Here is a 17,308-nt window from a genome sequence, read left to right as displayed (position 1 = left end):
GCAAAGCTTGGCGCGGTGCCACCAGAGCCGGTTGCAGTGGGCTGCTGAGCGGCCTTTGCCCGGCAACCGCTCCAGCCGCCGGGTCGGCGGAGCATCGCTGCGCAGCCGGGCGATCGGGTCGGCGAAAGCCCACAGGGCTCTGACCGCCGGCCCCGGCCGCCAAGCCGGCTTAGCGTTGCTGGGCCGCGCGTCGGGCGGTCGGCAAAGCTCGCCCGGGCGGCCGAGCATCGCAACGCCGCCCAGCCAGCCGACCTCAGCCCGGCAAAGCCTCCCGACTCAGCAGGCCGGCGAAAGCCCACAGGGCTCTGACCGCCGGCCCCGGCCGCCAAGCCGGCTTAGCGTTGCTGGGCCGCCCGTCGGGCGGTCGGCAAAGCTCGCCCCGGTGGCCGAGCATCGCAATGCCACCCAGCCGCGCGACCTCACGCCGGCAAAGCTCGCCCCGGTGGCCGAGCATCGCAACGCCACCCAGCCAACCGACCTCAGCCCGGCAAAGCCCGCCAACTCACCAAGCCGACGAAAGCCTCACCACCGAAACCGCGAGCCACGCCCCCAACCTCACCCCACATTCGCCGTGCACAACGCGATCGTCGAGCCGCTGCTGTCGGCGACAGTCTTTCCGTCCACCAGGATCGTGCAGGAGATCTGGTTCACGACGCTCGCGTTGGCGGTGTCGGCGGTCAGGGTGAGGATCGGGGTGCCGCCGCTGAAGGAGCCGTGGCCGTGCCACTGGTCGGTGCTGGCGGGGGCCGACTCGGTGCGCTGGTCGTTGAGGGTGCCGTAGCGGACGGTGGCGCCGCCGGCGGAGGTGACGACGAAGTCGACGTTGTGTTCGTCGCCGGGGGTGGGCGGGATGTGGAGGTCGCCGGCGGTGCTGGTGCCGAGGACCGACGGGAACAGCACCACCGTGGCCGACAGCAGGGCCGCGATCACCGCCACGATCACCGCCGTCACCGCGAGGCCCCGGCCGCCCGTTTTGCCGCGCGTGGACTGGACCGTGCCGACGATCCCCAGCACCAGCCCGACGCCGGCGAGCGGCCATGCGACAAAGCCGTAGTCCGGTGCGAACGCCGCCGCGATGGCCGCCAGCCCGAGGACCAGGCCGACGATGCCGAGGACGTTCGGCTTCGGCTTGGGCGGGGTGCGGTTCGGCGGAGTGGGCAGGACGCCGCCGGGCGCCGCGGCGATCCGGGGGTCGGGCGGGATCACGCGCCACGAGCCGGAGTCCGAGGTGCCGCCGCGGTGGGCGGAGACGGCGGGTTCGGCTCGCCACGCGCCGGAGTCCGAAGATCCACGGCGGGGCGCACCCTCACCGGAGGCCCCGGGCCTGCCACCGCGAGAAGCAGCGCCGGAATCCGAAGGTCCACGACCCGCAGCGGCGTGAGAACCCCCGAGGATTCCGGAATCCGAAGATCCACGACGGCGCGCACCGTCCCCCGAACCGCCGTGAACGCCGGATCCGCCACCACGAGAAGCAGCAGCACCGAAATCCGCAACCCGCCGCGAAGAATCCGCGGAATCACGGCCCGGAGAGGCGCCTTCGGAACCGGTGCCAGGCGGCGCGGAAGAGCGGCCGTGGCGCGCGGGAGCGGGCGGGTGCCGCGGGTCGGGGGAGGTCATGCGTGGGGCCTTCCGGGTCGAAGTGCGACGACGTTAACCCACACCGACCAGTGGAAGGCGAAATCGTTACATAGCAGAAAACGTCATCTATTCACCGCACCGAACAGGCACCGGTCATTTACCATCCCGCACGTCAGCGCGTGAGCAGAGAAACCCAATTGCGCATGCGCCGCGTATACACATTATCGGCGCCGTGAATGAACGAAGCGCGCGAAATCAGTGGTCGAACAAGCTCACTTCGGGCGTGATCTCGAGCAGTTCGTGCACCGGGCGGCCGCGGCGGCCGTCGATGGTCGTCGTCCGGACCACGCGCAGGCGAGCGGTCACCGGGCGGTCGAGGTTCTCCTTGATCTGGTCGAGCAGGTCCTCGGCGACAGCGCCCTGGATCGTGCCGCCGGACTCGCGCTCGAGGTAGAAGATCCGCCGCCGCGTGCGGACGCCGTCGAGGCGGCCGGACACGGTCTCGTAGCCCACGGCCTCGCGCGATTCGCGCAGGCTGTCCCGCAGGATCCGCGCCTGCTCGGTCGTCACGCTGCGCGTCACGTGCTCGCCCGCAGTCGGCGTGAGCGCCATGCCGATGCCGGCGTGCTTGCTCACCGCGTTGACGATGTCGCTCACCGCGTTGCGCACGGTGTCGCGCTGCAGCAGCACCGCGTCGAGCGCGCCGTCGTCGGAACCGTTGGCGGGCAGGAAATCGCAGAGCTCCTTGACCGCGCGCTCGGACAACGTCTCGATTCCGTCGTGGATCAGCGCGTCGTCGAGTGCCGGCTCGGGGAAGCCGAAGAAGATCGCGTTGCCCGCCTGGCCCTTCTGGATCAGCGGCGCCTTGTCGCGGTCGGCCTGCTGGACGAAGGTGACCTCGTTGGACGGGTTGCGGATGATGTGCCCGATCTTCGCCGTCGCGTCCTGAAGCGCGCGGCTGATGTCGGAGAACGTGTACGCGTCGATGTGCGTTTCGCCGATCACCGACACGTGCAGCAGCGGCGAGCGAGACGTGCGCTCGAACTTCGCGTTGGCCGCCATCGCCGACGCGCGCGCGAGGTCGTCGAGCCACGTGCCGCCGGGGATCTCGTCGGCGATGCGCCGGAACTCGTTCCTCACCAGACCATCTCCGGGAACCCCTTGCCGCCTTCGGCCCACACGGTCTCCCACACGTCCTCGTCGCCGGGACGGCACAGGAACCCGTCGAGCATCCCGCCCACCGGCTGCACCTGCTCGAGGTACATCGCGGGCTGCCCGACGATCACCCCGCGCAGCGTGAGCAGGCCGTACAGCGCCGTTCGCCCCTCGTCGTCGAGCCGCTTGAGCGCGCCCCACTCGTCGGGCAGCAGCACCACGTCCAGGCCACGCGGCGGGTAGCCGGTGCGTGTGACGAACGCGCCGCCGATCCACGCGCGGCCCGAAGAGATCACCCGGCGGGCGACGCCGAGGTAGCTGTTGAGCGCACTGAACAGGATCTCGCGATCGTTCTGGTGCGGGGCGTCGAACACGAGCCGCTCGTAGACGTCGGCGAGATCGGCCTGGTGACGGCCCGGCGGCAGCAGGTTCTGCGGCGTCCAGTGCGGGAGCGGCATCGGACCTCCTGACCTCGCGAACCTCGACGAGAGGCTCACGGCTCCCGCGCACACCGCTGCTCACAGTGCGTAGCCGAACTTACCAGGTGGGTGTCAGCCACCTCGCCCAGGTCGGCGCGGCGCGGACTCGTGGGGCTCGTCGTCGTGCGGCCACGCGTCCACGGGCTCTTCGGCGGCCGGCCAGTTCAGGTCACCCGAGAGGTGCGGTTCGGGGTCCGGGAGTCGCCCGATGTGGTGACCGGGGGCCTCGTCCGGGGTGTACGGCTCGTCCGGGTCCACCTCGGGGTAGTCGTTGTAGACCCGTTCGGGTTGCTCGTCGTAGTCGTAGCTCGGCACCGGGATGTACTGCGTCCGCTCGGCGTCGCTCGGCTCCGGGACGTCGGGCAACGAGCCCGACGTCGAGCCCGCAGCCGGAATCGAATCGGCTTCACGAGGACGCTTCGGCCGCCCCGCCCGCATGATCAGCCACATCACCAGCGCCCCCAGCAGGAACGCGACGAGCAGCCACAGCCAGATCTGCCCGAAGAGCCAGAGCATCCGCCATCACCTCTCTTCGACCGTGATCTCGACGCGCCGGTCCCCACCTTCGCCCGGCGCGGCCGTTCCGGTGCCCCGCACCAGCAGCCGGTTGGCCGGCACTCCGCCGGCCGTCAGCAACCGCATCACCGCGCGCGCCCGGCTCTGCGAAAGCCGGACCGCCGACGCCCGACCGCCCGGACCTTCGCCGACGTGCCCGGTGATCCGGTAGCGCAGGTCGTCGGGCGCGTCCTTCAGCAGCTTCGCGACGGCACGCGCCGCCTGGGTACCCGCCGGCGTGAGCTGCGCGGAGTTCGGTTTGAACTCGATCGGCGTGTCCGCCAGCTGCGCGTCCAGCTCCTTCTGCACCCCGGCGCGGTCGGTCGGCGGCGCGGACGAAGTCGTGCTCGGCGGCGTACTGCTGCTCGGCGGCGCGCTCGTCGTGGCAGGCGGCGTGGACGTCACGGAAGGCGGATTCGGCGCCGCACCACCGGAAACCGCCGCGGACTCGACCCCTTCGACACCCTGCACGATCCCCAGCGCACGCCCGGCCTGGTCCGCCGGGAAACCCGACAACGTCGCCTGCCGGCCCGAGAACGACACGTCGCCGCCGCGGATCCCGGCCGCGACGAGCGCGGAGCGTGATCGTCCCGTGAGGTCGCCTTCGATCCCGTCGGCCCGCACCCACGTGACCACCCCGGCGAGCACAGCCGTGACCAGCACCGCGACGGGGATCAGGCGGAGCCAACCGCGAGCACCGGACATAAAGGGACCATAGGCCGGTCACGGCCCGTTGGCGACCTGGTCGGGCGCGCCATTCGGGTGGCGCTGACCCGAACCTGAGCCTGGTCAGGACGCGGTGGCGTTGTCCTGGAAGTCCCGCACGTCGAGCTCCAGTGCGGCGGCCTCGGCCTGCACCAGCGGCGAGAGCTGCGGCCGCTTCGGTGACAGCCCGTCACCCATCGACTCGCCCTTGAGCTGGCGGCGGATCCACGGCAGCAGGTGCGTCTTGGTCCAGTTGAGGTCCGAGCGGCGCGAGGTGATCCACGTGGCCGGCTCCGCGGTCGGCGCGTACGGCTCTCGCCAGTCCTCGGTCACGGGCACGCCGAGCACCTCGGCGGTCAGCAGCGCGATGCGGCGGTGCGCGTCGGGCGTGAAGTGCAGGCGGTCGTCGCTCCAGGCGCGCCGGTCGTGCAGCGGCTGCATGGTCCAGAGGTCGACCATCTTCGCGCCGTGGCGGGCCGCGATCGCCCACAGATAGGTGTTGTAGATGCCGATCTTGCCGCGCAGCACGCTCATCACCGAGAGCGCCTTGGTGTCGGGACCGTTGAAGATCACGACCGGGATGCCGGCCTCGCACAGCTTCACCACGCCGGCCTCGAACCGGGCCGCGATGGCGTCGACGTCCGCGCCGGGCACGATCACGTCGTTGCCGCCCGCGCACAGCGTGACCAGGTCGGGCTTGACCTCGAGCGCGATCGGCAGCTGCTCGTCCATGATCTCGTCGAGCATCTTGCCGCGCAGTGACAGGTTCGCGTACTGGAAGTCGGGCCGCCCCGCGGCGAGCATCTCGGCGAGCCGGTCGGCCCAGCCCCGGAAGGAGCCGTCGGGCAGCTCGTCGTTGAGGCCTTCGGTGAAGCTGTCACCGATCGCCACGTAACTGTCGATTCCGTACACGCTGGGATCCCCTTCCCGGTCTAGCCGCGCCTGCCCCGCGTTAAGTTGTACACCACAACTAACAATCGGACGTCCCCGTATCCTTCCCGGCCGCCACCCCTGGTTCAGCCGGAAGGCACAGTCTCTTATCTTGTCGGATCCTCGCGCGCCTGTATTACGGGATTTTCACCTCGATCCGGGGTGACGAACCGCTCAGTCGAGCACTGATCGGACACGCTGTGTGGCGAAGGTCTCCCGCTTCGGGCCTGCTACCCCGGTATCCGGCAGGCTGGGGATGTGACGGACGAGACGACGCCTTCGCGCGAGTCGCTCGCGCAGATCCTCGGCGGCCGCCGAGGGGCGATCGACGCCAGCATTCCGCCGGTCGCTTTCGTGGTGGGCTGGCTGGCCACCGGGCAGTCGATCTCGTGGGGTGCGATCGTCGCCATCGGGGTGGCCGTGGTGCTCGGCGCCTACCGGCTGATCCGCGGCGACAAGGCGCGTGCCGTCGTCGTGAGTCTCGCGGCCGTCGTGATCGCCGCGCTCATCGCGTTGCACACCGGCCGCGCGGAGGACTTCTTCCTGCTGCAGCTGCTCTCCAACGCGGCGAGCGCCCTGCTCTTCGCGGCCAGCATCGTCGTGCGGTGGCCGCTGCTGGGCGTGATCGTCGGGCTCCTGATCGGACAGAAGACGCGCTGGCGCCGTGACCCCGCGTTGCTGCGCGCGTACTCGTGGGCGAGCTGGGTGTGGGTGCTGCAGTACCTGATCCGCGTGGTGGTCTACGGCCTACTGTGGTGGGGCGAGCACGTGGTCGCCCTCGGCATCGCGCGCACCGCGCTCTCGTGGCCACTGGTCGCGGCGACCGTGGCGGTGAGCGGCTGGGTGCTGTACAAGGCGCTGCCGGCCGGGCATCCGGGCCTGCGGCTCGTGCCGGAACCGGGTTCGGAAGACGGACCCAGGACATAAGGCGGCCCCCGGCGAGGGGGGAGGGTCCGGGGGCCGATGCCTACGGTACCCGGCCCGGAGGGGTTGAGTCGACGGTTTGAACACTTCGAACCAGGTTTTGGTCGTATTCACCTTGCCGAAGGCCGCGCCGCCGTCTCTCCCCAGGCGTCCACGGCGGCCAGCCACGCGGCGCCGAGCACTCCGTCGGAGCTGGTCAGCACGTCGAGCCCGGCGAGCCCGGCCCGCACGAGCGGTCCCACCGGTCCCGTTCCCGTGAGGACGCTGCCCACGAGCACCACGGGAGTTTTCTCGCCCGGGTCGCGCGTGGCGAGGGCCGTGGCGACCAGAAGATCGGCTGCCCGGGCCACGATTTCCGTCGCGGAGGACTCGCCGGCGGCCGCCGCGGCACTCACGAGGGGCGCGAACCGGGCGAGCCGGATCGGCGCTTCGGCGTTGACCTTCGTGATGAGCGCACGCGCGGTGGCCAACCGATTCGCTTCCGTGACAAGCGAATTGGGGAAATCGGAATTGTCTGAAGTGGCCCCGTCGTCGCGGGAGTCCACAGGAGACGGTCCGAAGGCCTCCGCGAGCACGGCGGCCGGCAGCCCGGCGAGCGCCGGCCCGCGGCCGAGCGCCTCCAAAGTGGATCGCACCGCCTCGCGCCCGAGCCAGAACGCCGACCCCTCGTCGCCGAGCAGCCAGCCGTAGCCACCCGCGGTGGCGGTCATCCGCCGGTCGCGGATGCGCCCGGCGATCGAGCCGGTGCCCGCCACAAGCACGGTGCCGTCGGGGGCCGACGTCGCCGACGCGTACGCGACCTCGGCGTCGGCGACCGTCCGAACCGCACCGTCCAAACCGATCCGTTGCCACGCCTCGGCGAACACCGTCGCGACGGTGGGGTCGGACAGCTTGCTCACCCCGGCCAGCCCGACCACGGCGGCGCGCACGTCGGTGCGTCCACCCAGCGCCCGCTCGATCGCCGAGGCGATGCGCGCGGCCGCCTCCGCCGGTGGGTGCGAGTTGGGGTTGGCGCCGCCGGCCGTCGCCGAGCCGAGCACGGCGCCGGTGGCGTCGACCGCGATCGCTCGCGTCGACGTGCCACCGGCGTCCACGCCCACGACGAGACTCACCGGGTCTTGGTCACCTTCAGCAGCCCGCGCGGGCTGTCCGGGTCGCCGCCGCGCGCGAGCGAAAGCCCGAGCGCGATGCGCTGGATCGGCAGGATCTCCAGGATCGGCGCGAGCTCCTCGGCCGTCGGGGCCACGGGGATCCGCAGCGCCGCCGGCACGTCGGCCGACGCGGACCCGACCGCGAGCACGTCGGCGCCGCGCTTGCCGACGGCCTCGAGCACTTCGCCCATCGCCGCGCCACCGTGGCCCGCGCTGGTCACGGCGAGCACGGCGGTCTCGCCGTCGACCGCGGCGACCGGGCCGTGGAGCAGGTCCGCGCCGCTGTACGCGCGGGCGGCGAGGTAGCTCGTCTCCGCCAGCTTCAGCGAACCTTCGAGCGCCGTCGCGTAGGAGTAGCCGCGGCCGGTGGTGAGCACGCGGTCGACGAAGCGATAGCGGTCCACCGCGCGCTGCACGCCTTCGGTCGCGCCGTCGAGCGTCTGCTGGGCGAGGTCGCCGAGCTTCTGCGCGTCGGCCGCCTTGCCGCCGCGCACGGCGTCGACGAACAGGTACAGCGCGAGCAGCGTCGCGGAGTACGTCTTGGTCGCGGCCACCGCCTTCTCCAGGCCGGCGCCGATGTCCACGCCCAGCTCGGCCGCCGCGCGCAGCGGCGAGTCCGGCGTGTTCGTGACCGACACCGTGAGGGCGCCCTGGCGCCGGGCCGCTTCGGTGACCTCGATGAGGTCGGGCGAGCCGCCGCTCTGGCTCACGGTGACGAAGAGCACGTCCTTCAGGTCCGGCCGCGCGCCGTAGAGCGTCGCGGTGGACGGTGACACGAGACCCGCGGGAAGACCCAGGAGGACCTCGATCAGGTACTTGGCGTACAACGCGGCGTGGTCACTCGAACCGCGGGCGGCGAGCAAGGCGAAACGGGGCGGCTTTTGTGAAATCTTTTCAGCTACTTCGGCTATTTCCCCCTGCCGCTCGACGAGCCCGGCCAGTACGGCAGGCTGCTCCGAGATTTCCGCGGCCATGTGCTCGCCGGGATGTTGTTGGGTCATCACTTTCCTCTCCGCCGGGACCGCGGTCCCGGGTGTGCTGAGCGGCGTGCGGTCAGGTCTAGACCAATGCTAGCCGGGCGGAGCGTTTGTGGTGAAGGGTACGTTTCTTGACGGGGAAGTGGCGCGATAGTGAGGGAAAGCTGAGGGAGCCGGTCATGTTGGAGACATCCCCCGCGAGTGAGGCGGGGACCACGGCGGGTGTGCGCGGACAGCGCGAACCCAAGTACTGGGCGCTGAAACAGCACCTGCTGGATCTGCTCGACGCTCTGCCGCCGGGCTCGCCGATCCCGACGGAACGGGCGCTGGCGGGCGAGTTCACCGTGTCGCGCACCACCGTGCGGCAGGCGCTGGCGGACCTGACGGCCGAGGGCCGCTTGCACCGCGTTCAAGGCAAGGGCACGTTCGCGGCCGAGCCGAAGCTCGCGCAGCGGCTGCAGCTGTCCTCGTACACGGAGGACATGCGCAAGCAAGGCCTGAAGCCGTCGTCGAAACTGCTCGAACTCGAGGAATTGCCCGTGGAGGGCGAACTCGCGAAACTGCTCGCGATCCGCCAGGGTGCGAAAATTCTTCGCCTTCGCCGTCTGCGGCTGGCCGATTCCCAGCCCATGGCGCTGGAGACGACGCACCTGCCGCTCGGGCGCTTCCGCGGGCTGCGCAAGCACATTTCGGCCGGCGGGTCGCTCTACGCGGTGCTCCGTGAGCACTACGGCGTGGAGCTGGAGCGCGCCGAGGAGACGATCGAGACGTCGCTCGCCGGCCCGCAGGAAGCCGAGATGCTCGGCGCGGACGTCGGCATGCCCGTGATGATGCTGACGCGGCACTCGTTCGCCACCGACGGCAAGCCGGTGGAGTTCGCGCGCTCGGTGTATCGCGGCGACCGCTACAAGTTCGTCACGACGCTGCTGCCGTGAGCCGGGCCGGTGGGCCCACGAGCACTCGCCGGGCCGGGCGTGGGTGGTTGCGCCCGGACCGGCGTCGCGACACCGTGTGCGCATGACTTTCGAGCGTGCGCGGTGATCGCACCGTGACGACGACCGGCAGCGGGATCCGCTGGGGCACCCCGCTGGCGCGCGGGGTGCTGTGGACGACGATCCTCGGCTCGAGCATGGCCATGCTCGACGGGACGATCGTCAATGTCGCGCTGCCCCGGATCGGCGAGGAGCTCGGCGCCACCGTCGCCGGCCTGCAGTGGATCCTCGACGGCTACATGCTGGCGCTCGCCGCGCTGATCCTCGTGGCCGGCTCGCTCGGCGACCGCTACGGCCGGCGCCGCGTGTACCTGATCGGCGTGGTCTGGTTCGGCATCGCGTCGGGGCTGTGCTCGATCGCCACCTCGACCACGGAGCTGGTGGTCTTCCGGATCATCCAGGGCATCGGCGGCGCGCTGCTGACGCCGGGCTCGCTGGCGATCCTGCAGTCGTCGTTCGCGCACAACGACCGGGCGCGCGCGATCGGCGCGTGGTCCGGGCTGGGTGGTCTGGCCGCCGCGGTCGGACCACTGATCGGCGGCGTGCTGGTGCAGGTCTGGTCCTGGCGGCTGGCGTTCCTGATCAACCTGCCGCTGGCCATCGTCGTGGTGCTGATGGCGCTGAAGTTCGTACCCGAGTCGCGCGACGAGACGGCCACCGGCCACCCGGACTTCACAGCTGCCGCGACGGGCGCGATCGGGCTCGCGGGCATCACCGGGGCGCTGGTCGAAGCGCCCGGCCGCGGCATCGGCGACCCGATCGTGTTGATCGCCCTGGTCGCCGGTATCGCCGGGATGGGCGTGTTCCTCTGGTTGCAGCACCACTCCCGTGAACCGCTCGTGCCGCCCAGCCTGTTCCGCGACCGGACGTTCACGCTCTCCAACGCGCTCACGTTCGTGGTCTACGCCGCCCTCGGCGCCGTGATGATGCTGCTGGTCCTGCAGTTGCAGGTTTCCCTGAACTACCCGCCGACGCTCGCCGGCCTGGCCGGGTTGCCGATCACGATCATCATGCTGCTGCTCTCGGGCCGCTCGGGCGCGCTGGCCCAGCGCATCGGGCCGCGGCTGCAGCTGGTGGTCGGACCCATCGTGATCGGCATCGGCATGCTGCTGCTGATCCGCGTCGGACCGGGATCCTCCTACCTCGGTTCGGTCTTCCCCGCGGTGGTCGTTTTCGGCCTCGGACTCGCGTGCACGGTGGCGCCGGTGACCGCGACGGTGCTCGCCGCGGCCCCCGACCGCTTCGCCGGTGTCGCGTCCGGTGTGAACAACGCGATCGCCCGAACGGGTGGTCTTCTTGCGGTCGCGGTGCTCCCCGCGGCCGCCGGACTCACCGGTTCGGCCTACCGCGACCCCGTCGCGCTGACGGCCGGCTGGCGCATGGCACTGCTCATCTGCGCCGTCCTGGCGATCGCCGGAGGCCTCATCGCGTTGGGGATTCACAACGGCGTGCTCGGTTCTCCGGACGACTCCGGCGCCCCTTCCGGCGTTCCCGACGGCGCCGCGGCGCCCAAGCGAACCGTGGACGACGAGTCACCCCACCCCGGCGAGTGCTTCCACTGCGGGGTGGAGGGACCGCCGACCCACGTCCGCCCGGGCCCGCCGCGCGACTGACCCCTACGCGAGCAACTCGGCCAGCAGCGCCGGGTCGACGTTGCCGCCGGAGATCACCGACACCGTCTTGCCGCCCGGCAGCTCGCCGGCGTGGTGCAGGTACGCGGCGGTGGCCGTCGCGCCGCTGGGCTCGGCCACGATCCGCGCCCGGCGGGCCAGCACGCGCGTGGCGTCGCGGATCTCGTCCTCGGTCACGGTGACGATGCCGTCGAGCACGCTCTGCAAGTGCGCGAAGGTCAGGTCGGACGGCTGGGCGCGCAGGCCGTCGGCGATCGTGCGGGCGCGCCGGTCCATCGGCCACTCGACGCGGCGGCCGGCGCGCAGGCTCTCGGCGGTGTCGCCGGCCAGCTCGGGCTCGACGGCGATGACCTTCGCGCCGGGGCACAGCGCCTTGATCGCCGTGCCGACGCCGGAAGCAAGCCCGCCGCCGCTCACCGGCACGAGCACCGTGTCGACGTCCGGCAGGTCGGTGGCGATTTCCAGGCCCGCGGTGCCCTGGCCCGCGATCACGTCGGGGTGGTCGAACGGCGGGATGTAGGTGAGCCCGCGCTCCTTCGCCAGCGCGGCCGCGACCGGTTCCTGCTCGGCGATCGGCACCTCTATCACCTCCGCGCCCCAGCCGCGCGTAGCCTCGACCTTCAAGCGCGGTGCCACGTCCGGCACCACGATCACGGCGGGAATGCCGAAGGCGTTGGCGGAGTAGGCGACGGCCTGGGCGTGGTTCCCGCTGGAATACGCGACCACGCCACGTGCGCGCTCAGCGTCGTCGAGTGAGGCGATCGCGTTGTACGCGCCGCGGATCTTGAACGCCCCGATCTGTTGCAGGCTCTCGGGTTTGAGCCACAGTTCGCCTTCGGCCCAGTGCTGGCGCAGCAGCGGCGTGCGCACGGCGTGGTCGGCTACCCGCTTTGCCGCGGCCTCGATATCGGAGATCGTCACCAATCGCATGTGGTGAGTATGTCAGGAAAATGTGAGCCATAGTCCATCCATTGTGGACGGTCAACGTGTCCTCGCTCACGGATGGGCAACGCGGGGAGTTCCTCGCGCGCCTTACTCGTTGAACACCGCAGGGGAAGTGGCCGGGCACTAGTAGATCGGGATCATGAGTCAGCAGCAGGAAAAGACGTCGGAGCAGGGCGAGAAGAAGAGTTTCCGCCCAGCGCAGGTGGTGGCGACGGCACTGGCCGCCGTCACGGCCGCGTTGCTGGGCTCGACGCTGGGCGTGGCGGGCACCGTGGTGGGGGCCGGGGTGGCGAGCGTGATCACCACGGTCGGCGCCGAGCTGTACCTGCGTTCGCTGCAGCGCACGCGCGAGGCCGCGCTGAAGGCGCGCGCGGCGCTCGTGACCGCCGGGCAGCGCAAGGGGAGCAAGTCCGGGCTGTCGCCGGTGGACGATCCGGCGCAGATGCCCACCGTGCTGCTGCCGCTCGACCCGTCGGAGATGCCGACGGTGCGGATCTCGAAACTCACCGGGCCGCAGCAGCCGGAGCCGGAGGAATCCTTCGGTGACAAGCTCAGGAAGCTGCGCTGGCCGATCATCATCGGGACGAGTGTGGTCGCGACGGCTATCGCGATCGCCGTGGCCGTGGGGGCGGACCTGGCCTCGGGCGGGAACGTCGGGCCTGGACTCTTCAAACCGGGCACCCCAGACACGACCCAGCAGCAGCGGCAGGACGACAGCCCGCCCACGACGTCGCTCAACAGCCCGCCGCCCAGCGAGACCGAGTCGAACACCCCGCCACCGTCGTCGTCTTCGAGCACGTCGACCAGCGAAAGCCCGACGTCTTCGAGCAGCTCGGACAGCGCCGCGCCGCCGTCGAGCACGGGCGGGGCGCCGTCGACCACGCCGAGCGCGCCGCAGACGAAGGCGGGTTCGGCGACGCCGACCCCCTAACCGAGCCGGGACTTCAGCGCCTGCGCGGCCGCCTTCGGGTCTTCGGCGTCGGTGATCGCCCGGACCACGACGATCCGCGTCGCGCCGGCGGCCAGCACCTCCGGCAGCCGTTCGGTGTCGATGCCGCCGATCGCGAACCACGGCCGTTCGGTACCGGTTTCGGCCGTGGCCCGGACCAGGTCCAGGCCCGGCGCGTACCGGCCGGGTTTGGTCGGCGTGGGCCAGCACGGGCCGGTGCAGAAGTAGTCCACGCCGTCCTCGGCGGCCGCCGCCGTAGCCTGCTGAGGCGAGTGCGTGGAACGGCCGATCACCACGTCGTCGCCGAGGATGCGGCGCGCGAGCGGCACGGGGATGTCGTCCTGGCCCAGGTGCAGCACGTCGGCGCCCACGGCGAGGGCGACGTCGGCGCGGTCGTTCACCGACAGCAGCGCACCGTGGCGCGCGCACGCTTCGGCGATCACCTCGAGTGCCGCGATCTCCTGCGCGGCCTCGAGCGAGGCGCCGTTCGTCTTGTCGCGCAACTGCACGATGTCGACGCCGCCGGCCAGCGCCGCGTCGACGAACTCGGCGAGGTCGCCGCGCGACGAGCGGGCGTCGGTGCACAGGTACAGCCGCGAATCGGCCAGGCGGGTGCGGATCTGTGATCCGGTCAGGGCGGGCATGGCGGGGACGTTACCCGCGCACTAGAGTGGGGTGGTCCGCACGGGAGCCCGAGGCACGGGCTGAGAGGGAGCTGCCGCTCCGACCGTGGAACCTGATCCGGGTCATGCCGGCGCAGGGAGCGTGATTCCCATGAGCGAGAACCTCACCGTCGTCGGCGGCGGTGTCATCGGCCTGTCCGCGGCTTGGCGCGCGGCGGCTCGCGGCCACCGCGTCACGGTGGTCGATCCGGCACCCGCGCGCGGCGCGTCCTGGGTGGCCGGCGGCATGCTGGCGCCCGTCACGGAGGCGTGGCCGGGTGAGGAGCACGTGCTCAGCCTGGGCGAGGAGTCGCTGCGGCGCTGGCCGGCGTTCGCGCGTGACCTCGCCGCGGAGGGCACGGACCCGGGGCTGGCCGAACACGGGACGATCGTGGTCGCGTTCGACAGCGCCGACGCCGGGCACCTCGACATCCTCGCCGAGTACCTGACGTCGCTGGGTCGCGACGTCGAGCGGCTCACCGGGCGGGTGGCGCGGCGGCTCGCGCCGGGCCTGGGTGCGGTGCGCAGCGGGCTCCACGTGCCGGGTGACCTGGCCGTCGACAACCGGAAGCTGCTGACGGCGCTGCTGGCGGCGTGCTCGAAGCGCGGGGTCGAGTTCTCCGCGACACGGATTGCTTCGCTCGACGACGTGACCGGTCCGGACACTCGCACTGTGCTGGCCGCCGGCGCGTGGACGGGCGCGTTGCACCCGCTGCTGGCCGACGCCGTGCGGCCGCTCAAGGGCGAGATCCTGCGGCTGCGGCCGCGACGAGGCTGTCTGCCGCCTCCGCCGTACACGGTGCGCGCGATGGTCGAGGGCCGGCCGATCTACCTCGTGCCGCGCGCGGACGGCGAGCTGGTGCTGGGCGCGACGCAGTACGAAGCGGGCTTCGACGAGGCCGTGACCGCGCGTGGCGTGCGGGAGCTGCTGGAAGGCGCCGAACGGATCCTGCCGGGCATCACGGAGTACGAGCTCGTCGAGATCGCCGCCGGGCTGCGCGCGGGGAGCCGCGACGCGCTGCCGTACATCGGGGAGCTCGGCGAAGGCGTGTACGCGGCGACGGGCCACCACCGCAACGGCCTGCTGATGGCCCCCGTGACCGCCGACGCCGTGGTCGCCTGGCTGGCGGGCGAGGCGCCGCCGGACGAGATCGGGGCGGCCGCGCCCGCCCGTTTGCTGGAGAAGGAGCGAGTCTGATGGAGATCAAGGTCAACGGGAGCTGGCGCGAGTTCCCCGACGGCGCCACCGTGTCCGAGGTGCTCGACGCGCTCGACGTGACCCGCCAGGGCGTGGCCGTCGCGGTGAACGGCGAGGTCGTGCGCCGGGGCGAGTGGGAGGCGTCGGTGGTGCCGAAGGGCGCGAACATCGACGTGCTGACCGCGGTGCAGGGAGGCTGACGATGGACGACGCGCTGGTCATCGGCGAACACAAGCTGTCGTCGAGGCTGATCATCGGGACCGGTGGTGCCGGGAACCTGTCGGTGCTGGAACGCGCGCTGGTCGCGTCGGGCACCGAGCTGACGACCGTCGCCATGCGCAAGGCCGACGCCGACGGCGGCACCGGCGTGCTCGGTCTCGTGCGGCGCCTCGGGATCAAGCTGCTGCCCAACACCGCCGGCTGCCGCACCGCCGCGGAGGCCGTGCTCACCGCCCAGCTGGCCCGCGAAGCGCTCGACACGGACCTGATCAAGCTCGAGGTCCACGCCGACGACCGCACCCTGCTGCCCGACCCGTTCGAAACCCTGGACGCCGCGGAGCAACTGGCGGCCGACGGCTTCACCGTGCTCGCGTACACCAACGACGACCCCGTGCTCGCCCTGCGGCTCGAGGAAGCGGGTTGCGCCGCCGTGATGCCGCTGGGCGCCCCCATCGGCACGGGCCTCGGCATTCGCAACCCGCACAACATCGAGCTGATCGTCGCGCGCGCCATGGTCCCCGTCATCCTCGACGCGGGCATCGGCACCGCTTCCGACGCCTGCCTCGCCATGGAACTCGGCTGCGACGCGGTGCTGCTGTCCACCGCGGTCACCCGCGCGAAAGACCCGGAGCGCATGGCCGCGGCCATGCGCGCGGGCGTCGAGGCGGGCCGCCTGGCGCGCGACGCGGGCCGGGTGCCGCAGCGGTTCTGGGCTCACGCGTCGAGCCCGCCCCGCTGACCGCTGGTTTCGCCCTCCCGGGGTAAAGGCGGGTAAGCCGCCTGGTGCAAGTGGGCCGCATTGGGCGCGCCGGTCGGTGATTTCGTCCGCGCTTAACGCCGAACGTGCACCGGCAGGCCTTATGGTGGACGACACCCTTCCGGCGCAAAGGCGGCGGGCAACAGCGGCAGGAGGAGCCAGCCGTGACTCTATCCTCGGTCCAGGACGTCTCGGGCAGGTTGTACCTGGCCGTGGGACGGCTGTCGCGCTCGTTGCGGCAGGCGGGGGTCCCCGGGCCCGGCCACGGCGCGATCTCAGCTCTCGCCACGCTCGTCCACTTCGGTCAGCTGCGCCTCGGCGACCTCGCCGCGAAGGAGGGCGTCGCGGCGGCCACGATGTCGCGCATAATCGCCACCCTCGTCGAGGCGGGCTACGTCACGCGCGAGTCCGACCCCGTCGACCGCCGCGCCTGGCTCGCCCGCGCGACGGAAGAGGGCGAGCGCCTCGTGTCCGGCGTGCGGTCCACCCGCGTGCAGGAGCTCAACCGCCGCCTCGACAAGCTGAGCCCCGAATACCGCGAAGCCCTCACGGTCGCGCTGCCGGCCCTGGAGGCCCTGATCTCCGACGACAGCTAGCTGCCGTCGTCGGAGGCGCCCTTCCGGACACAGCTCGACCGGCCTGCCGCTGCGGGGGCCGGTCAGCGATCCTCCGGCGCCAGCCGCCAGAACGCCGACACCGGTCCCACCTTCGCGCCCATCGGGTACGAGTGCTCGACCGCGTGCGACACGAACCACTTGCCGTACCGGGCGGCCTCCACGACCGACATCCCCTTGGCCAGCCCGGCCGTCAGGGCCGAAGCCATGGTGTCGCCCGCGCCGTGGGTGTGCGGGGTGTTGAAGCGCGGGCCGGGCAGCTCGACGAACGTGGCGCCGTCGAAGAGAAGATCGACGCACTCCGGGTCGGACACGAGGTGGCCGCTCTTCACGAGCACGTACTTCGGGCCCAGGCGGTGCAGCGCGACCGCCGCGGTGTGCATGCCCTCGCGGTCGGTCACGGTCAACCCGGTCAGCAGGCGCACCTCGTCGAGGTTCGGCGTCAGCACGGTCGCGCGCGGCAGCAGTTCCTCGCGCAGCGCGGACAGGCCGTCGGCGTCGAAGAGCGGGTGGCCGGTCATCGAGGCGGCCACCGGGTCGACCACGAACGGCACGTCGTGGTCCCGTCCGATGCCCGCGTTGTCACAAGCGGTCGCCACCGCGTGGATGATCTGCGCCGACGCGAGCATGCCCGTTTTCGCCGCGCCCACACCCATGTCCGACGCGACGGCCTCGATCTGGCCGGCGACGACGTGCGGCGGGATGTCTGCGCGATCGTGGACTCCCAACGTGTTCTGCACCGTCACGGCCGTCACGGCGACGAGCCCGTGCACCCCGCAAGTGAGGAATGTCCGCAAATCGGCCTGGAGTCCGGCTGCGCCACCGGAGTCGGAACCGGCGATGGTCAAGGCCGACGGCGGGCTCGGGTTTTCAGTCATGGGCACTTT

The 17,308-nt window shown here is 71.7% G+C and carries 19 protein-coding genes and 1 riboswitch; of the genes, 8 read left to right on the top strand and 11 right to left on the bottom strand.

All coding sequences use genetic code 11. The features are described from left to right. Positions 1-555: 555 nt before the first annotated feature. The 6 genes from ACQPXB_RS45755 to ACQPXB_RS45730 form a co-directional block, all read right to left on the bottom strand. Entirely contained in the window at positions 556-1,206 is a 651-nt protein-coding gene (locus ACQPXB_RS45755; protein WP_432848243.1) for a DUF4190 domain-containing protein, read from the bottom strand. 627 nt (positions 1,207-1,833) lie between these two features. Then, positions 1,834-2,718 carry a hypothetical protein gene (locus tag ACQPXB_RS45750; protein WP_220244693.1) on the bottom strand — a complete coding sequence of 295 codons (885 nt, stop codon included), beginning with the start codon at positions 2,716-2,718 and terminating at the stop codon, positions 1,834-1,836. Further along, the gene (locus tag ACQPXB_RS45745) at positions 2,715-3,191 is read right to left on the bottom strand and encodes a DUF6932 family protein (RefSeq protein WP_386950678.1); all 477 of its coding nucleotides are present in this window, start codon (positions 3,189-3,191) and stop codon (positions 2,715-2,717) included. Before ACQPXB_RS45745 ends, ACQPXB_RS45750 begins: the two co-directional genes overlap by 4 nt. Positions 3,192-3,284: 93 nt before the next feature. Then, positions 3,285-3,728, bottom strand: coding sequence for a LapA family protein (locus tag ACQPXB_RS45740; protein ID WP_432848241.1), 444 nt, complete (start codon positions 3,726-3,728; stop codon positions 3,285-3,287). Between the two features lie 6 nt (positions 3,729-3,734). After that, complete coding sequence (locus tag ACQPXB_RS45735) at positions 3,735-4,472, bottom strand: OmpA family protein (RefSeq protein WP_386950684.1); 738 nt, start codon at positions 4,470-4,472, stop codon at positions 3,735-3,737. Positions 4,473-4,556: 84 nt separating this feature from the next. Then, positions 4,557-5,384, bottom strand: a complete 828-nt coding sequence (locus ACQPXB_RS45730) for an SGNH/GDSL hydrolase family protein (protein ID WP_432848238.1) — start codon at positions 5,382-5,384, stop codon at positions 4,557-4,559. A gap of 276 nt (positions 5,385-5,660) precedes the next feature. Here ACQPXB_RS45730 and ACQPXB_RS45725 point away from each other — a divergent pair, with 276 nt between their 5' ends. Further along, positions 5,661-6,329 carry a DUF3159 domain-containing protein gene (locus ACQPXB_RS45725; protein WP_432848236.1) on the top strand — a complete coding sequence of 223 codons (669 nt, stop codon included), beginning with the start codon at positions 5,661-5,663 and terminating at the stop codon, positions 6,327-6,329. A 107-nt stretch (positions 6,330-6,436) separates the two neighbouring features. Here the strand turns inward: ACQPXB_RS45725 and ACQPXB_RS45720 are convergent, their stop codons facing one another. Continuing rightward, on the bottom strand, positions 6,437-7,438 hold the full coding sequence (locus ACQPXB_RS45720; protein WP_432848234.1) for an N-acetylglucosamine kinase: 1,002 nt from the start codon (positions 7,436-7,438) through the stop codon (positions 6,437-6,439). After that, positions 7,435-8,478 (bottom strand): SIS domain-containing protein, encoded by a 1,044-nt coding sequence (locus ACQPXB_RS45715; protein ID WP_366582435.1) that lies wholly within the window; start codon positions 8,476-8,478, stop codon positions 7,435-7,437. Before ACQPXB_RS45715 ends, ACQPXB_RS45720 begins: the two co-directional genes overlap by 4 nt. 155 nt (positions 8,479-8,633) lie before the next feature. Here ACQPXB_RS45715 and ACQPXB_RS45710 point away from each other — a divergent pair, with 155 nt between their 5' ends. Both ACQPXB_RS45710 and ACQPXB_RS45705 read left to right on the top strand, forming a co-directional pair. After that, positions 8,634-9,389: a GntR family transcriptional regulator gene (locus ACQPXB_RS45710; RefSeq protein WP_364049734.1), complete on the top strand. Its 756-nt coding sequence runs from the start codon at positions 8,634-8,636 to the stop codon at positions 9,387-9,389. A gap of 113 nt (positions 9,390-9,502) precedes the next feature. Further along, the gene (locus tag ACQPXB_RS45705; RefSeq protein ID WP_432848231.1) at positions 9,503-11,059 is read left to right on the top strand and encodes an MFS transporter; all 1,557 of its coding nucleotides are present in this window, start codon (positions 9,503-9,505) and stop codon (positions 11,057-11,059) included. Between the two features lie 3 nt (positions 11,060-11,062). Here the strand turns inward: ACQPXB_RS45705 and ACQPXB_RS45700 are convergent, their stop codons facing one another. Then, positions 11,063-12,007, bottom strand: coding sequence for a threonine ammonia-lyase (locus ACQPXB_RS45700; protein ID WP_432848229.1), 945 nt, complete (start codon positions 12,005-12,007; stop codon positions 11,063-11,065). 154 nt (positions 12,008-12,161) lie between these two features. Between ACQPXB_RS45700 and ACQPXB_RS45695 the strand changes: the two genes are divergently transcribed. Continuing rightward, positions 12,162-12,953 (top strand): hypothetical protein, encoded by a 792-nt coding sequence (locus ACQPXB_RS45695; protein WP_432848227.1) that lies wholly within the window; start codon positions 12,162-12,164, stop codon positions 12,951-12,953. On the opposite strand, the gene thiE is transcribed toward ACQPXB_RS45695, so the two are convergent. Then, a complete protein-coding gene (thiE, locus tag ACQPXB_RS45690) occupies positions 12,950-13,615 on the bottom strand; it encodes a thiamine phosphate synthase (RefSeq protein WP_432848225.1) in 666 nt (221 codons plus the stop codon). The genes ACQPXB_RS45695 and thiE overlap by 4 nt on opposite strands. A 30-nt stretch (positions 13,616-13,645) precedes the next feature. After that, positions 13,646-13,751: riboswitch (TPP riboswitch) on the top strand. Between thiE and thiO the strand changes: the two genes are divergently transcribed. From thiO to ACQPXB_RS45670, 4 genes are all read left to right on the top strand, one after another. Further along, positions 13,746-14,831, top strand: a complete 1,086-nt coding sequence (thiO, locus tag ACQPXB_RS45685) for a glycine oxidase ThiO (RefSeq protein ID WP_432848223.1) — start codon at positions 13,746-13,748, stop codon at positions 14,829-14,831. (Overlaps the previous riboswitch by 6 nt.) Continuing rightward, entirely contained in the window at positions 14,831-15,031 is a 201-nt protein-coding gene (gene thiS, locus ACQPXB_RS45680; protein WP_285972039.1) for a sulfur carrier protein ThiS, read from the top strand. Before thiO ends, thiS begins: the two co-directional genes overlap by 1 nt. 2 nt (positions 15,032-15,033) lie before the next feature. Then, positions 15,034-15,789, top strand: a complete 756-nt coding sequence (locus ACQPXB_RS45675; RefSeq protein WP_220244680.1) for a thiazole synthase — start codon at positions 15,034-15,036, stop codon at positions 15,787-15,789. Between the two features lie 182 nt (positions 15,790-15,971). Then, positions 15,972-16,403 (top strand): MarR family winged helix-turn-helix transcriptional regulator, encoded by a 432-nt coding sequence (locus ACQPXB_RS45670; protein WP_285972041.1) that lies wholly within the window; start codon positions 15,972-15,974, stop codon positions 16,401-16,403. 62 nt (positions 16,404-16,465) lie between these two features. On the opposite strand, the gene thiD is transcribed toward ACQPXB_RS45670, so the two are convergent. Continuing rightward, the gene (gene thiD, locus ACQPXB_RS45665) at positions 16,466-17,299 is read right to left on the bottom strand and encodes a bifunctional hydroxymethylpyrimidine kinase/phosphomethylpyrimidine kinase (protein ID WP_366582443.1); all 834 of its coding nucleotides are present in this window, start codon (positions 17,297-17,299) and stop codon (positions 16,466-16,468) included. Positions 17,300-17,308 lie beyond the last annotated feature (9 nt).

Origin of the sequence: Amycolatopsis sp. CA-161197 (assembly GCF_050942255.1) — a bacterium.
Lineage (GTDB): Bacteria > Actinomycetota > Actinomycetes > Mycobacteriales > Pseudonocardiaceae > Amycolatopsis.
This window is presented reverse-complemented; position numbering and strand designations above follow the sequence as displayed.